This window comes from Sedimentibacter saalensis (assembly GCF_007830175.1).
GTDB classification, from domain to species: Bacteria; Bacillota; Clostridia; order Tissierellales; family Sedimentibacteraceae; genus Sedimentibacter; species Sedimentibacter saalensis.
On sequence record NZ_VLKH01000004.1, the window covers coordinates 169,110 to 184,855 of the forward strand.

A 15,746-nucleotide genomic window follows, 5' to 3' on the forward strand; every position below is an offset into this window, starting at 1 on the left:
TAATAAACAATAACATATTAATTTCATAAAATCAACTTTGTAACTATCAAATTATTTTTCCAGCACGCACACAACCATTTTAACGAGAAATTCCTTAAAAAACGGTAATTTTGCAGGATACTTAAAAATTCCCCGAAGGGGTTCTTCCGAATAATACACAGTCTTGAACCTGCTGTTATTTAAGATTTTTTTTGCTCTTTTGATTGTCATTTTGTTTATGTATGAAAAATACTCAGTTCCATCAGATTTTGCTGAAATTCGAAACTCAATTCTTTCCTTGCCGTCAGGCAAATCCTTCACAAGTTCCTTGTATGTTTCTATTAGTGTTTTTTCACTGAAAAATACATGTACCCACGGCATTCCTATGGCATCGCTTAAATGTGCTCCGTAAGGATGGTTGTATGGTGGAAAATTCAAATACAATTTTCCGTTTTTTTTCAATATTCTGTAGCATTCTTCAAGAACCTTCTCCGGCTCATCCACATGTTCCATGGCATCATTCATGATAATAGTGTCAAATGTCTCATCGTCAAAAGGAGTTTTTGAAGCATCCGCGCACACAAACTGGAACTTATCGCTCATGTTGTATTTTTCTGCAAGCTTTTCTGCTTCATTTTTATATTTTCCCAGTATTTCTACCCCTGTTATGCTCTTAACTCCCTTAGAGCCGTAAAAAACAGTCTTTCCTCCTGCTCCGCAGCCAATGTCAAGCACATCTTTATCCTTAAACATTTTATCCACATCTGTATATTTCAAATAAAATTTTATTGTATCTATTCCTTTTTCATACTGCCATTCTGCATATGTTTTTTTACCTTCATTGTTTAAATTGAAAGGATGTAGTGGCAGCTTGAACAGTTTGTTGACTGTCATACATAAATTTCGCATATAATAACCTTCTTCTTTAAGTTTTTATTACTTTGCAATTATAACATTACATTTTGGCAAATTCAATCTTTAGTTGCTTATTCAGCACATTTCGTTCTTCTTCTAAAATTTTACCCATAATTTTTTATTTGTCACTTTATGTTGAATTATTTGTTAATTTAAGTTAAAATGTTTTATATACTATTAAGGGAGTTGTTATTTTGAAAAAAGTTTTAGTTTTGACATTGATATTGCTGCTTGCATTTTCTACGGTTATTTTTGCAGCTCCGGGAGACACAAGCGATCCTATTGTGGTGTTGAGCTACTTGAATGAGCAAATAGAAGCTCTAATCAGCAAGTACAAGCTTGAAGACATCGATGATATGCAAAAACAAATTGACAATTTAGACTCATCAGGCGGCAGTTCCTCTGGTATGGCTCTTGAAATTGTTGAAATCAGAAATGGCGAAAAAATAATTGCAGGCTCCGGATCTGAACTCATTTTAAGAGGCGGAGAAGCTGTCATCATAGGAAGCGAAATGGGCGGTATTTCAGATGTTACCCTAGGCAAGGACTTTGTGTCAGGAATGTCTGTTGTTCCAAACCACCTTATGATAGTTCCAAGAGATGACGGAAGAGGCGTTTATGCTGAAAAATATGCCATATTCATGGTACGAGGCTCATACAAAGTAGTTAAATAAGAATTATAATAAAATGATAAATGGATCTTCCATTTATCATTTTTTATGTATTGAGCCTTACAGACACTTCCCCTGAAATAATTTTCTCAGTCGTTCCATTTTCAGTTATAACCACCAGTTCTCCTTCAGAACTTATGTCAACGGCAGTTGCCTTTCTGACTAAATTGTTTTCAATGAGGTTTATGTTCTTTCCTATGACATATGATTTTTCTCTGCATATGTCCAGGCTTTCTTTAAAATTCCCCTTTATGAATTCATTGTACAAAATTTCAAAGTTATTGAGTATTTTTGCAGCAACAAGGCTCTTCTCGAAAATAATCCCTGCTTCCATATACAATGAAGAAGCTACGTCTTTTATTTCATCAGGAAAATTGTCGTTGTTTATGTTCATTCCTATTCCAACAACTACATATGGATTTTTGTTCATCTCAGTCTTCATCTCAGTGAGTATTCCGCATATCTTTTTACCGTTTAAAAAAATGTCGTTAGGCCACTTGATCTGAGAGATGATATGAAGTTCATCAAGTGCTTTTGCCACTGCAGCAGCACAAACTTGAGTGATCTTCGAAATTTGAGACAGTTCAATTTCAGGAATAAGCACTACGGACATGCACATTCCCTTTTGCGATTCCCATCTTCTGCCCAGCCTTCCCCTGCCTGTTGTCTGTTCTTCACATGTTACAAGGCTGCCATTTGAAAGGTCGTTGTTTTTGGCATAATTGTTTGTTGAGTCAACTTTTTCAACAAACACAACATTTCTTCCCATAAACTTCGTATTGAGATGTTTGTTTAAATTTTCCCCGCTTAAGTAATCCTTCATTGTTGTTCAGCCAATTCCTTTATAAGTTTTACAAACTCTTCATCAGCCTCATACCCTTGAAGATCCAGTCTGTTGTTTTTAGTGCTGAATTCGTTGTGGTATTTTTCCTTCACATAAATTTTTTCTTCTTCAATATCATAGTAAAGATCAAAATTGTATTCATCTTCATTTTCAAATATGAAAAAACTGTTTTCAACAATTACACTGACATCCAGCCAGTAGTACCCGTCATCCTTATTAGACAACTCCTTGACTTTAGCTGCTTCATCTGCATCTGCCAGATTTTCCAGCAAAAGTTTTGCAACGCCAACTTTATCAAGATCATCAGACAAAGCACCATTAAAGCTGTTAAGCTTTTTAATCCTTTCATGCTGACTTGTATATCTGATTCCTTCATTGGAATAAACAGTTGGGTCAACAAATGAAACGCTGCTTATGCTACCGGAAATTTTTAGAATTTCCGAGCTCATAACCTCATCAATTTTCTCCTGGTAATCCTGGGTGCTAAAAAAGCTGTATACTGCAAACACAAGAGCAGCCAGCACCGCAAGCAGCACAATTATTCGTCCGTAATTTATTTTTCGTTTTTTGCTGTACATGCTATGTCTTCTTGCCATAACTACCACCTTATATCTTTTAATTTAAGAAGCTTCTTTATATTTTCTTCAAGCTCCTGTAGTGTGCCCTCATTGTCAATGATTTCATCTGCCATGGAAATTTTTTTCTTAATAGGTATTTGTTTGCTGATGATTTTTAAAACATCTTCAGGGTTTTTACCTTCCTTCAGAGCCCTTTTTTCAAGCCTATTTCTTTGTGTTTCTTCGCTTACGCTCACAAGCCATATCTCATCAAACTTAATGCTGTATGACTCATTCCTTGCAATGCTTTCAAAAATCAGAGGTATGTCTAAAAATATTACTTCGTCATTTGAACTTTCAACACCCTTTGCAAGTTCCTCCCTGACGAATGCATGAACCATGTCATTGAGGGTTTCAAGTCTTTGTGTGTCATTGAACACAATGCTGCCGAGAACACTCCTGTTAATTGTGCCATCTTCATTTAAAATTGTATGTCCGAACAAGTCAACAACCTTGTTATAAAGCTCTGTTCCTTTATTGTAGCCTTCATGGACAATTTTATCCGAATCAAGAACATTAAATCCCATTTTTTTTAAAATATCAACAGCCGCTGACTTACCTGTTCCAATGCTTCCTGTGATGACAATCACTTTTTTATCATTAAATGTTTCTGATTCTTGTTTATGATGATCTTGATTATTTTGCTTCATACCAGCTACCGCCCACATTCACGTCAGATTCCAGGCGAACCTTGAAACCCTTAACCACATTTTCCATTTCTTCCTTAAGAAGTGTCTTGACCGCTTCAAGCTCATCACCGGCAGTTTCTATTATAAGCTCATCGTGTACCTGCAAAATCAGCCTTGATTTCATTTTGTTATTCTTTAACCTGTTGTAGACTCCAACCATTGCAGATTTGATTATATCTGCTGCCGTGCCCTGCACAGGTGTGTTCAGGGCAATTCTTTCTCCAAAAGAACGGATGTTGAAATTGCGGGATGCAAGCTCTGGAATATATCTTCGTCGCCCGAAAAATGTTGTAACATATCCATCCTTCTTGCCCTGTTCAACAATGTTTTTCATGTATTGGTCAATGTTTGAGAAAAACGACAGATAATTGTCTATGTACTGTTTTGCTTCCTTCCTTGGAATACCCAGGTCTCTGCTTAACCCGTAGTCGCTTATTCCATAGACGATTCCAAAGTTTACTGCCTTAGCCCTGCTTCTCATGGTGGAAGTAACCTGTTCCATGTCAACATGGAAAACCTGTGATGCTGTCTTTGTGTGTATGTCTTCATGATTTATAAATGCATCAATAAGATTTTTTTCATCTGCTAGATGTGCCAGCACACGAAGTTCTATTTGGGAATAATCGGCATCGCATAAAACAAATCCATTCTCAGCAACAAAAGCCTTTCTCAGCTCCCTTCCCTCATCCGTCCTTGTAGGAATATTCTGAAGGTTTGGTTCTGTGCTTGAAATTCTTCCTGTTGCTGCAATTGTCTGGTTGAATACAGAATGAACTCGTCCGTCTTTGCTTATTACGTTTTTAAGCCCGTCAACATATGTTGAGTTTAACTTAACCATCTGCCTGTAATCAACAATATATCTGGCTATTTCATGTTCAGACATGAGTTTTTCCAACACTTCCGCATCAGTTGAAACGCCTGTCTTAGTCTTTTTAATGACAGGAAGATTCAACTTTTCAAAAAGAATATATGAAAGCTGTTTTGGGGAATTTATGTTGAAGTTTTCTCCTGCCAGCTCATAGATAACTTTTTCAAGCTCTGCAATTTTCTCCTGAAAATGAACTCCAAGTACACCAAGCATATCCGGATCAACCTTGAAACCTATGAACTCCATGTATGCCAGCACTTCAATAAGAGGAATTTCAATCAAATTGAAAAGGTCTGTCATTTCAAGTTCAGCAATTTCAGATAAAATCAGTTTTTCAGTCCTTATTACTACATTAATGAAATTGTACAAATAAGTTTTTTTATTTTCCAGATCCAGTTCTCTGAATGTAATTCCTTTTTTGCCTGTTCCAAGAATTTCATTTTCAGAAAGTATGTCTTCTTTCAAGTATTCATAGGCTATTTTGTCTATGGAATATGAGCTTTCAGAAGGATTAAGAAGATATTTCCCTATTTCAGAATCAAATGATATTCCGTTAAGCTCCATATTATTTCTCATAAGGTAAATAACTTCATTTTTGATGTTGTGTCCTGATACATTGATTGTACCGTCAACAAATATATATTTTAAAATGTCAAGGACCTTTTCTTCACTTATTTTTTCTAAATCTATGTAGTATATTTTGATTCCGTCAGAAATTCCTATTGCTACCGCATTGCTGTACAATGCCCTGTCACCGTCTAAGAGAAATTTAATATAAATCTTTTTAGTTTTTTTGATATCTTCTGCAATTTCAATTATCTTTTTTTCATCATCTACATAAATAATGCTTGTGTCCACGTAGTTATTTGCATTTACATTTACATCTTCATCGACCTCTGCAGCATCAAACAAAGACATCTGCGACTGTTCCTGTACATTTTCAGGCGAGGTAGTGTCTTCTATTCTTTTTTTGAAATTTCTGAACTCCAGCTGATCGTACAAATCTAAAAGGCTTTTTGCATCCGGCTTTTTAAGTCTGTAGTCTTCAATATTAAAATCAATGGGAATGTCTGTGATTATGCGAGCGAGGCCCTGGCTCATATATGCCTGAAGTTTGTCTGTTTCAAGTTTTTCTTTTAGCTTACCTTTTATGTTGTCAATATTTTCATAAATGTTGTCAAGGCTTTTGTATTCCTGAATCAGCTTCAAAGCAGTTTTTTCTCCAACACCCCCAACTCCCGGAATGTTGTCAGAAGAATCTCCCATGAGAGCCTTAAGGTCAATGAACTGTGCAGGAGTTATTCCATATTCCTCGTTCATTCTTTCAATGCTCATTTCCTCGGTGTTTGTAACGCCTTTTTTCGTAAGTATAACTCTTGTGTTGTTGTCTATAAGCTGAAGATAATCCTTGTCGCTTGTTACAAGGTATGTCTTTGCTCCATATTCTTCTGCAGCGCTGGCAAATGTTCCTGCCACGTCGTCTGCTTCAAAACCTTCTATTTCAACACATTTAATATTATGAACCTCGAGAACATCCCGGATAAGCTGAAACTGTGAAACAAGCTCGTCAGGAGCTTTTTGTCTTGTGGCTTTGTAATCTTTGTATTGTTCATGCCTGAATGTAGGCTTCTTTGGATCAAATGCAACACATATGTACTCAGGAGAATATGTATCTATAAGTTTATACATCATGCTTAAAAAACCATAAACAGCATTTGTAAACTGACCTTTTTTAGTCTTAAGAGGAGGCATAGCGTAAAACGCTCTGAAAAGCAAGCTGTTGCCATCCAATATCATAATTTTATTTTCCATGTAATCTCCTTTGCATCAAAAGAATTCCGTTTTGCTGCAACAGCACCGGTATCTTATTATTATTTTTATTATAACAATTTCTATTCTCAGGGTAAAGGAATATTTTATCTCATATATTGATTTTTCAAACATATAATTAATTAACGATGTGGAGGTGCAATAAATATTGAACAAAATTACTGCAAAAAACTATAATTTTTCAAATGTGAAGTTCTTTACTCCCATGCAATTAAGCGAACATTACAACTTGTACACAAGATATATTGATTGCCTTAATAAGGTTAATCTTGAAATGTCCTACAGCGACACAAATGAATGCAACCAAAATTACAGCAGTACAAGATCCGCCCAAAAATCAAAGACATTTTGTTTTGATGCCATAAAACTCCATGAACTGTATTTTGAAAACCTCACAGGAAACAACACAACAATTTACGGATCTATTTCAGAAGTAATTGACGACGTGTTTGGTTCATACAGCAATTTTTTTGAAAAATTCAAATGCATCGCGCTGTCCATGAGAGGATGGGTAATGTTGTGCTTTGACAAATACAACGGCGAGTATTACATCTATGGGCAGGATTCCCATGACGACGGTGTCATGCTTTACGCTGAGCCTCTAATAGTTCTTGATGTGTATGAGCACTCCTACATGATTGATTACGGAACCAACAGAAGCCTGTATGTTGATGTATTTTTTGAAAACCTTGATTTTAAAGTCGTTAATTCAAGAATAAATTATCTGCTAAATTTGGAACCCAAAGAACCCCCCCACATATAATAAATTAAACAATAAACTTAAGGAGGTTTCAAATATGGGATTTTTTCATGGCAATAGAGTAGGCGGCGCTAGCGGATCAAATTTACTGTTTTTCTTCTTATTGTTGGTAATTTTATTCAACCAGTGCGATGATTTTGATCTGTAATAAATAAAAATTGCATTTAATAAGAACAATAAAAGGCCTGGATTTCCAGGCCTTGTTATTGCATTATTTTATTGTTATTTGTCTTTGTATCTTTCAACCATAAATTCCTTGAATTTTTCTTCAACTTTGGAAAAATATCTGTCAGGCTGATATACATAGTAAAGCTTTCTTTTAAGATTCATACCTTCAACGTTCAATATGAACGCTTTTATTTCATTTATTTCTTGTTCCACTGCCTTTTTAGGAAGTACAGCAAGTCCTAAGTTGTTTGTTATGAATTTCTTGATTATGTCGTTGTCTTCAGCCTGAATTACTATGTTCAGGTCGCTCAATTTAATTTTTTTTCCGTTCAGATAGTTTTCAAACATGTGTAGTGTTGCTGATCCCTTTTCCCTGACAATGAACTTTTGCTCAAGAAGATCAGCTGCTTTTATTTTACGGTCCTTGAACTCTTCATTTTTTTCGGCAGATGCCACAACAACAACTTCATCTTCCGCAATACATATGCTCTTTAATTTTTTGTTCTTGGACAATATTCCCGTAAAACCAAAGCTTGTGAATCCTTCTTCTATGTTTTTGAACACCATGTCCGAGTCAATTTTTTTAATTACATATGTTGTTTCAGGATACAATTTGTTAAATTCGATTATCAAATCGTGTATGTAGTAATCTGCAGGCATTGAACTTGTGTATACAGTCAAATTGCCCTTTACCAAGTCGTCTTCACATCTAAGCAAAGAATATATTTTGTTTTCTTCGCTCAATACGCTTTTTGCATATTTGTACAGAATGTAGCCTTCTTCGGTTGGTACTATTTCTCTGCCGCTTTTCTTAAAAAGCTCTGCTCCGAAATCCTTCTCAAGAAGCTGCATTTGTTTAGAAACTGCAGGCTGTGTTATGAAAAGCTTTTCTGCTGCCTTTGATATATTTTTCAAATTAATTACTTCTATAAATGTTCTTAGGTAAGATGTATTCATGATTAACCCTCATATTATATTGGCTGTATGCCCATTCCAACTGCTTCATGCTCAAAACCTCTTCTAGGAGAGCCTATCTGTCCGTAAAGAACAACAGCAATCCAATTTCCACTGGAAGGGTCGTCCTCGATTAAGGTGCCTCTTACAATTGTAAATGTAAGGCCTGCGCTCCTTAAAACTTCACCTAGCATGACCTGCCCCCTGCAGTAACCGCTGAGAGCTTCAATGATAGCATGATAAAGTGCATGTTCCTCATGGTAGTTCTCACGAATGATGTCTTCTCTTGAAGCCGCTGTTTCTATGGCAGCAACAATTTTCTTCGCATCCATTGAACCGGCCTGGCCCCTGTAAATGACATAATTCTTTTTTTCATAAAATTCCTTGAGATTTTCCATGTCGCCGTCATCCATTGCCAGCAGCAATGCTATTTTACCAATACCACGTTTATTCATGACTACCTCTTCATTGAGTTAATTATAACGCATAACGCATTTTAAATTATACCATTAAAATGGTGATAATTCCAATATTTTTTTCTCATAAAAAAGTGTTTCTTCCTGAAGAACATCTGCTCTGTTTTTATATTCAAAAACAAAATCCTTATCGCTGATTGTTTCAAGGTTTATTCTTACATTTAAAAGTGCCGAGAGAACTGCTGTTCTTGCAAGCATTGCAGCTACAAGACCGTCAGTAACGGCATTTGAATTTCCTCTTGCAACAACGGCCTCAGCCAGAGGAAGGATTTTAAAAGATGTTTGGGCAACATCAAGAGGAACCTCTGCTGCTATTTTTGCACTTTCTTCTATAGCTTTGTTTCTAAGAATTTTTTGTTCATCATCTTCCTTTGGCATTTTGTATGCTTCCATGACTTTGTTGTAAGCGTAGCTGTCCCTTTCAATGTCATCAAGCAGCTTACTTCTAAGAGCCATTGCCTTATTTTTTATTTCATTCATTTCAGATTCAACTTCAATGTATTTTTTCTTACCCGTTGTCAGGTTGGCAACCATTTCTGCAAGAGCAGCGCTCAATGCTCCGCAAAGAGCAGCAATGCTTCCTCCTCCAGGAACAGGAGAATTAGAAGCTACAACTTCTGCAAATTCATGTATAGACTTATTTTTCATATGGGTTCCCCTTTACAATTTCTCCGTTTTTAATTACTGTTTCAACTATGTTTACTGCTGCATGGTATGGAAGAAAATGAATTGAAGGATATTCAAGAATTATTATGTCTGCCTTCTTTCCTTTTTCAATGCTTCCTATTGTGTCAGCTCTGCCCACTGCAGCTGCAGCATTTATTGTGAGAGCTGTAATTATTTCTTCAATTGACAATTTCATGTGAATTGCTGCTAAAGCTATGACAAGTGGTATTGAATTTGTAAAGCAGCTTCCCGGATTAAAATCCGTAGCCAGTGCCACAGCACAGCCTTCATCTATCATCATTCTTCCCCTTGCATATTCTTCCTTAAGGCAAAATGCTGTTGCAGGAAGAAGCGTGGCAATAGTATCAGACTTTGAAAGCATATTGATTCCTTCATCAGAAGACTGCAGCAGATGGTCTGCAGAAACACAGCCCAGTTCAACTGCAAGTTCTGTTCCTCCAAGCTGAACCATTTCATCAGCATGAATTTTAAGTTTTAATCCTGCATTTTTAGCAGCAGACAAAAATCTTCTTGACTGTTTCACAGAAAAAACATTTTTTTCACAGAAAATGTCTGCAAACTCTGCCAATTGTTTTTCAGCAACAACTTTAAGAACATCGTTTATCATGAAATCAATGAATTCATCTTCTTTTCCTTTGTATTCAGGCAGAACGCTGTGAGGACCTAAGAATGTAGGAACCAAGTCCACAGGATGAATTTCGTCAAGTTTTTTCATGGCTTCAAGCTGCCTTATTTCTGTCTCCATGTCAAGGCCGTATCCGCTTTTTCCTTCTATGGTTGTAACGCCCATATCCATAACTTTATCAAGCCTTTTTTTGCCTGTTAGTACAAATTCGTCCAGTGTTGTGCTTCTTGTTGCCCTCACGGAACTTGTTATTCCGCCGCCTCTTTCCATGATGGACATATAATTGTCCCCTCTTAACCTCCATGAAAATTCGTCAGCCCTGTACCCTCCGAAAATCAAATGAGTGTGAGAATCTATAAAACCTGGGAGCACTGCCTTGCCTTCAGCATCTATTACTGTATATTCATAGTTATCATATTTTGAAAGTATTTCATCAGTTGTTCCAACCTCAGCAATTATACCATCTTCAACAACAACAGCACCGTTTCGTATCATTCCAATGTCAGACATATCTTTGCCGTGCTTTGGACTTCTTCCACTGCATGTGACAAGTTCTGAAGCGTTTTTTATAATAAGTCTTTTCATGTTTCTCCTTTCGAATGTACCCTCCGCAAATTGCGGAGGGTAGTTTCCTTACTGAAGTCTTGTTTCAAGCACCTGGTCGCTTGAGAAATTTTCAAGTCTTAAATAATAATCTGCTGTATCAACCAGCGCCTGCATTGGAACAAGCCCTACTATTTCGCTGCCCACAATGTTTACTCCGTATCTTGCAGCTTCCATTTTAATTGTTTCAAAAACTCTGTAAATGGATGTCTTTGTGTAGTCCGTAAGGTTCATGGATACCTGTACTATGCCCCTGTCTTCAAGTTCTATTCCAAGAGCCTTCACATATCTGAACCCGCCGCTTAAGTGTCTCACCTGTTTTGCAATTTTGCTTGCAATTTCAAGGTTGTTGGTTGAAAGATTAACATTGTATGCAACGAGAGGCATTCTTGCTCCGATTACTGTGGCTCCGGCTGTAGGGTGAATAGTTTCAGGACCAAAATCAGGCTTCCACATGTCATCCTTCATTTTTTCTGCCATTCCTTCAAACTGTCCTTTTCTTATGTTAGCAAGATTTTCTCTGTGAGGTGCCGTTGCTGATTTTTCATATAAGAAAAACGGCAGCCCGTATTTTTCAGAAGCTTCCTTTGCAACATGCTTTGCAAGAGCATCTGCTTCTTCAACAGTTGCATTTTTTATTGGAATGAATGGAATTACATCAACTGCTCCCATGCGTGGATGCTGTCCTTCGTGATGATTGAGGTCTATTAATTCAACTGCCCTGCCTATGGCTTCAATCATGGCAGCCCCTAATTCTTCCGGTTCTCCGACAAGAGTTACAACTGTTCTGTTGTGGTCCTCATCGCTGGAATAATCAAGAAGCTTAATATTTTTCTTTCCTCTGAAAACATCAAGTATTCTTTCTAATTTTTGTAAATCTCTTCCTTCGCTGAAATTTGGAACGCATTCTATTATTTTGTTCATGATTTTCTCCTGTTATTTTTTATATTCTGTAAATGTTCTGTCAATTAATTCATCGCTTGCAACGTAAGGAATTGTAATGTGGTCTTCCCCTGCAAACTGCTTGTTGTATTCCATTGTTGTTTCGATGGAATGTTCATTTCTTGCCCATGACCTTCTTGATACTCCCACCATTGTATCCCATGGTATTGACTTAAATAGAATTTCATCAACTCTTCTGCTTCCATCAAGAACCATTCCAAATCCACCGTTTATGGACTTGCTTATTCCAACTCCCCCGCCGTTGTGAAGGGCAACAAGGCTCATTCCTCTTGCTGCATTTCCGGCAAAGCAGTGTACTGCCATATCTGCTGTTACATTGCTTCCGTCATATATATTTGATGTTTCTCTGAAAGGTGAATCTGTTCCGCCTGTGTCATGGTGGTCTCTTCCTATCATCACAGGACCTATTTCACCGTTTCTTACCATTTCATTGAACTTAAGGGCAATGTCCCTTCTTCCAAGAGCATCCTGGTAAAGAATTCTTGCCTGTGTTCCTACAACAAGCTTATTCTTTTCAGCATCGCGTATCCAGATGTAGTTGTCTCTGTCCTGTCCTCTTCTGTCAGGATTTATGCAGGACATGGCAGCATGGTCAGTCTTTCTTAAATCCTCAGGATTTCCGCTTAAGCAAACCCATCTGAAAGGTCCGTAGCCGTAATCAAACAGCATTGGTCCCATTATGTCTTCCACATAGGACGGGAATATGAAACCTTCGCTGGTGTCAGTTCCATTTTTGGCAATTTCCTTCACTCCCGCATCAAAGACGGCTTTCATGAACGCATTGCCGTAATCAAAGAAATAAGTTCCTCTGTCTACCAGTGTTTTTACTGCTTTGAAATGTTCTTCCAGAGATTTGTTTACAAGTTCAGCAAACTTTTCTCTGTCAGCCTTTAACAGCTCGGTTCTTTGCTCAAAGGTTAATCCTTTAGGGCAGTATCCTCCGTCATATGGAACATGGCATGATGTCTGGTCAGACAAAAGGTCCACGTGAATATTTTTATCTACTGCATATTCAAGGAGATCAACTATGTTTCCGTGATATGCAATGGAAATTGTCTGTTTTTTGTCCAGGTATTCCTGAGCCTTTTTAAAAGCTTCTTCAAGACTGTCAGTTACCATGGTAACCCATCCCTGGTTCAGTCTTGTTTCAATTCTTGAATAATCGACTTCAGCAATTATGCCGACACCGTTGGCAATTTCAACAGCCTTTGGCTGAGCACCGCTCATTCCTCCAAGACCTGAAGTGATAAAAAGATGTCCTGCAAGGTCCTGGTCAGCAGGTATTCCAAGTTCCTTTCTTCCTGCATTTATGAGGGTGTTGAATGTTCCGTGAACTATTCCCTGAGGTCCGATATACATCCATCCCCCTGCTGTCATTTGTCCGTAGCTTGAAACACCCATGGCTGTAGCCTTTGCCCAGTCGTGAGGGTTGTCAAACATTCCTATCATAAGGCCGTTTGATACTAAAACTCTCGGACTGGTTTTATGAGACTTGAAAAGTCCCAGAGGATGGCCTGACATAACAGCAAGAGTTTGTTCATCAGTAAGCTGTTCAAGATATTTTTTTAAAAGACAGTACTGCATCCAGTTCTGGCAAACCTGGCCAGTTTCCCCGTATGTCACAAGCTCATATGGGTACAGTGCAACTTCATGGTCAAGGTTGTTGTCTATCATAACCTGAAAAGCTTTGCCTTCAACGCAGTTTCCTTTGTATTCTTCAATTGGTTTTCCGTAAATTCTTTCCTTTGGCATGAAACGGTAGCCGTAAATCCTGCCTCTCGTCATGAGCTCTTCTAGAAATTCAGGAGCAAGTTTTTCATGAAGATTTTCAGGAACGTACCTGAGGGCATTTTTAAGAGCAAGCTTGATTTCTCTTTCATTTAATGTAAGCTCTCTCTTGGGTGCTCTTCTCACATTTTCTTTAAACACTGGGTATTCCGGAAGAACGTCATCTAATTTAATTGTCATAGCATTTAATATGTCTAAATTATTAATCATCTTAATACCTCCATTCTTATTAATATCATTATATAAGAACACCGTCGATAAATCGTCTATACATTTAAGATTTCTTAAAGCTTTTTTTATTATAATAAATTTACAGTTAGTAAGAGAAATCTTATTAACATCTCTCCCCCTTGTTTTTTTATAAATACGTTATTAGGTCTTGCACGAGCAAGGCCTAATTTTTTCCTAATGTACTCGGGTTACTATAATAATGACTTCATGAAAACATTGTCTCCCCTGGTATAGTTTTTTTATAAATACGTTATTAGGCCTTGCACGCGCAGGGCCTAATTTTTTCTAATTTTAACCCCTATCCATTATGCTTAAAATTGTTGATTTTATTGATAATATGCTATATTATTGAAATATAAACTTCAGGAGATACTATGGATATTATTTCAGTAAAAATGCTTGGTAACCCCACAGTTATGTACAACCAAAATAAGGTGACTTTTCCTTACAAAAAGGCAGAAGCCTTGTTTTATTATGTCTGTTTAAACAAGCATGTGAGAAGAGAAGAAGCAATGAACATATTCTGGGCTGACACTGACGAAGCAACCGGGCGCAAGAATTTAAGGGATGCAATTTATAAAATTAAATTGAGCACATGCGATACAATCTTTTCACCATCAAAAACATACATTGAATTTTCTGACAATGTTAATATTGAAATTGACACAGACAATCTTGACGTTTCAAATGCCAGAAATTTGTACACCGGAGATTTTCTACTGAACTTCTCAGTAAAAAACTGCTTTGACTTTGAAAACTGGATGATTGAAAAAAGAAATTTCTATAAAGACATATACATTAAATCCGTATTTGAAAAAGTCAATGAGCTTGTGTCCATCGGTGACTATGTTAACATACAGAAATATTCAGACATATTGATTCAAAATGATCCTTACAATGAAAAAACACTGAGATATCTCATGAAAATTTTTGCTCTTTCTGAAGATTACAACACATCAGTTAAACTTTATTATGACATGTGTTCTGTTTTGAAGCATGACCTGGGAGTAGAGCCGGAACAAAAAACAAAGAAAATGTACAAAGAAATACTGGAGCTTAAAAACACATTTAATCAGGATCAGCAAAAAAACAACTTCGATGAACTGAAAATTAAGGTTGAAAATTTAACCGGTTACTACACCATGTACCACGAAACATATCCTGTACTTGCTACTGAGTTTTCAAATAGAGACGATTTTTCAGTAACTGATGTTGAGAAAGAACTTTCGAACATAGAAAAGGATTTGAAAAACATAGATAACCTTGACACAGAATACATAAAAATCAAAATGGAAGAATCGTACCTGGCAGGAAGATATTATATTTCCAAAGGAAACTATAACAAGGGTATAGAAAAAATCAACATAAGCATAAAGCTTGCAGAAAAACTAGACAACTTCATTTATCTTTTGAACAATTACAAGCAGATGATTTACTACGGCATTCAGGTAGACAACAGTGAAATAATGAAGGAATACATTGGCAGGAGCATGAACCTTCTTGAAAAAAGAGATATCATTGAGGAAAGAGGAATAATGTTAAGGCTGAAGGGTCTTTATTTCATTAAGACTGAAAACTACAAGGAAGCAGCAAGCAACCTTACTGAATCCATCAACATTTTTTCAAGTCTTTATATGTTTAATAAAAAATACAGCGTAAATATTTCCGCCTGCTACAACTACCTGGGTCAGATGAACAAGGATCTTGGAAATTTCAAGGAAGCATTTGATTTTTTCATGAAGGCAATTAACATATGCAATGAAAATTCTGTATTGAAGGGGCTTGAAATATTTTATTCCAATGCAGGCCAGGCATTGTACCACATGGGGAAATATGATGAAGCAAAAAAACATATAAACACGTCATTGGAATATTTTGAACGCTTCAATTCCATCTGGGGCAGGGATTTTGCCGAATGCTATGCAGCTCTCATTGAAATAAAAAATGAAAATTTAAATTTAGCTCAGCTTCACATTAAAAATGCTGAAGAATATGCAAACAAACTTAACAATCCAAAATCAATTGACTTGACCGAAAAAATAAAAAAAATACTTGAAGAAAAATAATCCGCCTTAAAG

General features: G+C 36.7%; 14 protein-coding genes. 3 read left to right on the forward strand and 11 right to left on the reverse strand.

Annotated elements, in window-relative coordinates; translation table 11 throughout:
• Positions 1-51: 51 nt before the first annotated feature.
• The gene (locus tag LY60_RS08405; RefSeq protein ID WP_145082396.1) at positions 52-888 is read right to left on the reverse strand and encodes a class I SAM-dependent methyltransferase; all 837 of its coding nucleotides are present in this window, start codon (positions 886-888) and stop codon (positions 52-54) included.
• Positions 889-1,088: 200 nt separating this feature from the next.
• Here LY60_RS08405 and LY60_RS08410 point away from each other — a divergent pair, with 200 nt between their 5' ends.
• Entirely contained in the window at positions 1,089-1,568 is a 480-nt protein-coding gene (locus LY60_RS08410; protein ID WP_145082398.1) for a hypothetical protein, read from the forward strand.
• Between the two features lie 43 nt (positions 1,569-1,611).
• Here LY60_RS08410 and LY60_RS08415 read toward each other — a convergent pair whose 3' ends face one another.
• From LY60_RS08415 to polA, 4 genes are read right to left on the reverse strand one after another with little or no spacing between them, the layout of a single operon-like run.
• Positions 1,612-2,388 carry a biotin--[acetyl-CoA-carboxylase] ligase gene (locus LY60_RS08415; RefSeq protein WP_145082400.1) on the reverse strand — a complete coding sequence of 259 codons (777 nt, stop codon included), beginning with the start codon at positions 2,386-2,388 and terminating at the stop codon, positions 1,612-1,614.
• On the reverse strand, positions 2,385-3,005 hold the full coding sequence (locus LY60_RS08420) for a hypothetical protein (RefSeq protein ID WP_145082402.1): 621 nt from the start codon (positions 3,003-3,005) through the stop codon (positions 2,385-2,387). Before LY60_RS08420 ends, LY60_RS08415 begins: the two co-directional genes overlap by 4 nt.
• A 2-nt stretch (positions 3,006-3,007) precedes the next feature.
• The gene (gene coaE, locus LY60_RS08425; protein WP_170226150.1) at positions 3,008-3,676 is read right to left on the reverse strand and encodes a dephospho-CoA kinase; all 669 of its coding nucleotides are present in this window, start codon (positions 3,674-3,676) and stop codon (positions 3,008-3,010) included.
• Positions 3,663-6,395 (reverse strand): DNA polymerase I, encoded by a 2,733-nt coding sequence (polA, locus tag LY60_RS08430; RefSeq protein WP_145082405.1) that lies wholly within the window; start codon positions 6,393-6,395, stop codon positions 3,663-3,665. The genes coaE and polA overlap by 14 nt, the downstream gene beginning before the upstream one ends.
• Positions 6,396-6,561: 166 nt before the next feature.
• Between polA and LY60_RS08435 the strand changes: the two genes are divergently transcribed.
• Positions 6,562-7,176, forward strand: a complete 615-nt coding sequence (locus tag LY60_RS08435) for a superoxide dismutase (protein WP_145082407.1) — start codon at positions 6,562-6,564, stop codon at positions 7,174-7,176.
• 219 nt (positions 7,177-7,395) lie between these two features.
• On the opposite strand, the gene LY60_RS08440 is transcribed toward LY60_RS08435, so the two are convergent.
• From LY60_RS08440 to LY60_RS08465, 6 genes are read right to left on the reverse strand one after another with little or no spacing between them, the layout of a single operon-like run.
• Positions 7,396-8,298 (reverse strand): selenium metabolism-associated LysR family transcriptional regulator, encoded by a 903-nt coding sequence (locus LY60_RS08440; protein ID WP_145082409.1) that lies wholly within the window; start codon positions 8,296-8,298, stop codon positions 7,396-7,398.
• A 14-nt stretch (positions 8,299-8,312) separates the two neighbouring features.
• Positions 8,313-8,750 carry a histidine utilization transcription antiterminator HutP gene (locus LY60_RS08445; protein ID WP_019227603.1) on the reverse strand — a complete coding sequence of 146 codons (438 nt, stop codon included), beginning with the start codon at positions 8,748-8,750 and terminating at the stop codon, positions 8,313-8,315.
• Between the two features lie 54 nt (positions 8,751-8,804).
• Positions 8,805-9,419, reverse strand: a complete 615-nt coding sequence (locus tag LY60_RS08450; RefSeq protein WP_145082411.1) for a cyclodeaminase/cyclohydrolase family protein — start codon at positions 9,417-9,419, stop codon at positions 8,805-8,807.
• Positions 9,409-10,668 carry an imidazolonepropionase gene (gene hutI, locus LY60_RS08455; RefSeq protein ID WP_145082413.1) on the reverse strand — a complete coding sequence of 420 codons (1,260 nt, stop codon included), beginning with the start codon at positions 10,666-10,668 and terminating at the stop codon, positions 9,409-9,411. The genes LY60_RS08450 and hutI overlap by 11 nt, the downstream gene beginning before the upstream one ends.
• Before the next feature lie 48 nt (positions 10,669-10,716).
• Complete coding sequence (ftcD, locus tag LY60_RS08460) at positions 10,717-11,610, reverse strand: glutamate formimidoyltransferase (RefSeq protein ID WP_145082415.1); 894 nt, start codon at positions 11,608-11,610, stop codon at positions 10,717-10,719.
• 12 nt (positions 11,611-11,622) lie between these two features.
• Positions 11,623-13,644 (reverse strand): urocanate hydratase, encoded by a 2,022-nt coding sequence (locus LY60_RS08465; RefSeq protein ID WP_145082924.1) that lies wholly within the window; start codon positions 13,642-13,644, stop codon positions 11,623-11,625.
• Positions 13,645-14,042: 398 nt separating this feature from the next.
• On the opposite strand from LY60_RS08465, the gene LY60_RS08470 reads away from it, so the two are divergent.
• Entirely contained in the window at positions 14,043-15,734 is a 1,692-nt protein-coding gene (locus tag LY60_RS08470; protein WP_145082417.1) for a BTAD domain-containing putative transcriptional regulator, read from the forward strand.
• Positions 15,735-15,746 lie beyond the last annotated feature (12 nt).

Bases quoted from the DNA above. Each gene is read 5' to 3' on its own strand.
- LY60_RS08415 (WP_145082400.1), bottom strand. From the start codon at position 2,388: ATGAAGGATTACTTAAGCGGGGAAAATTTAAACAAACATCTCAATACG.
- hutI (WP_145082413.1), bottom strand. From the start codon at position 10,668: ATGAAAAGACTTATTATAAAAAACGCTTCAGAACTTGTCACATGCAGT.
- LY60_RS08470 (WP_145082417.1), top strand. From the start codon at position 14,043: ATGGATATTATTTCAGTAAAAATGCTTGGTAACCCCACAGTTATGTAC.
- polA (WP_145082405.1), bottom strand. From the start codon at position 6,395: ATGGAAAATAAAATTATGATATTGGATGGCAACAGCTTGCTTTTCAGA.
- LY60_RS08420 (WP_145082402.1), bottom strand. From the start codon at position 3,005: ATGGCAAGAAGACATAGCATGTACAGCAAAAAACGAAAAATAAATTAC.
- LY60_RS08450 (WP_145082411.1), bottom strand. From the start codon at position 9,419: ATGAAAAATAAGTCTATACATGAATTTGCAGAAGTTGTAGCTTCTAAT.
- coaE (WP_170226150.1), bottom strand. From the start codon at position 3,676: ATGAAGCAAAATAATCAAGATCATCATAAACAAGAATCAGAAACATTT.
- LY60_RS08445 (WP_019227603.1), bottom strand. From the start codon at position 8,750: ATGAATAAACGTGGTATTGGTAAAATAGCATTGCTGCTGGCAATGGAT.
- LY60_RS08440 (WP_145082409.1), bottom strand. From the start codon at position 8,298: ATGAATACATCTTACCTAAGAACATTTATAGAAGTAATTAATTTGAAA.
- LY60_RS08405 (WP_145082396.1), bottom strand. From the start codon at position 888: ATGCGAAATTTATGTATGACAGTCAACAAACTGTTCAAGCTGCCACTA.
- ftcD (WP_145082415.1), bottom strand. From the start codon at position 11,610: ATGAACAAAATAATAGAATGCGTTCCAAATTTCAGCGAAGGAAGAGAT.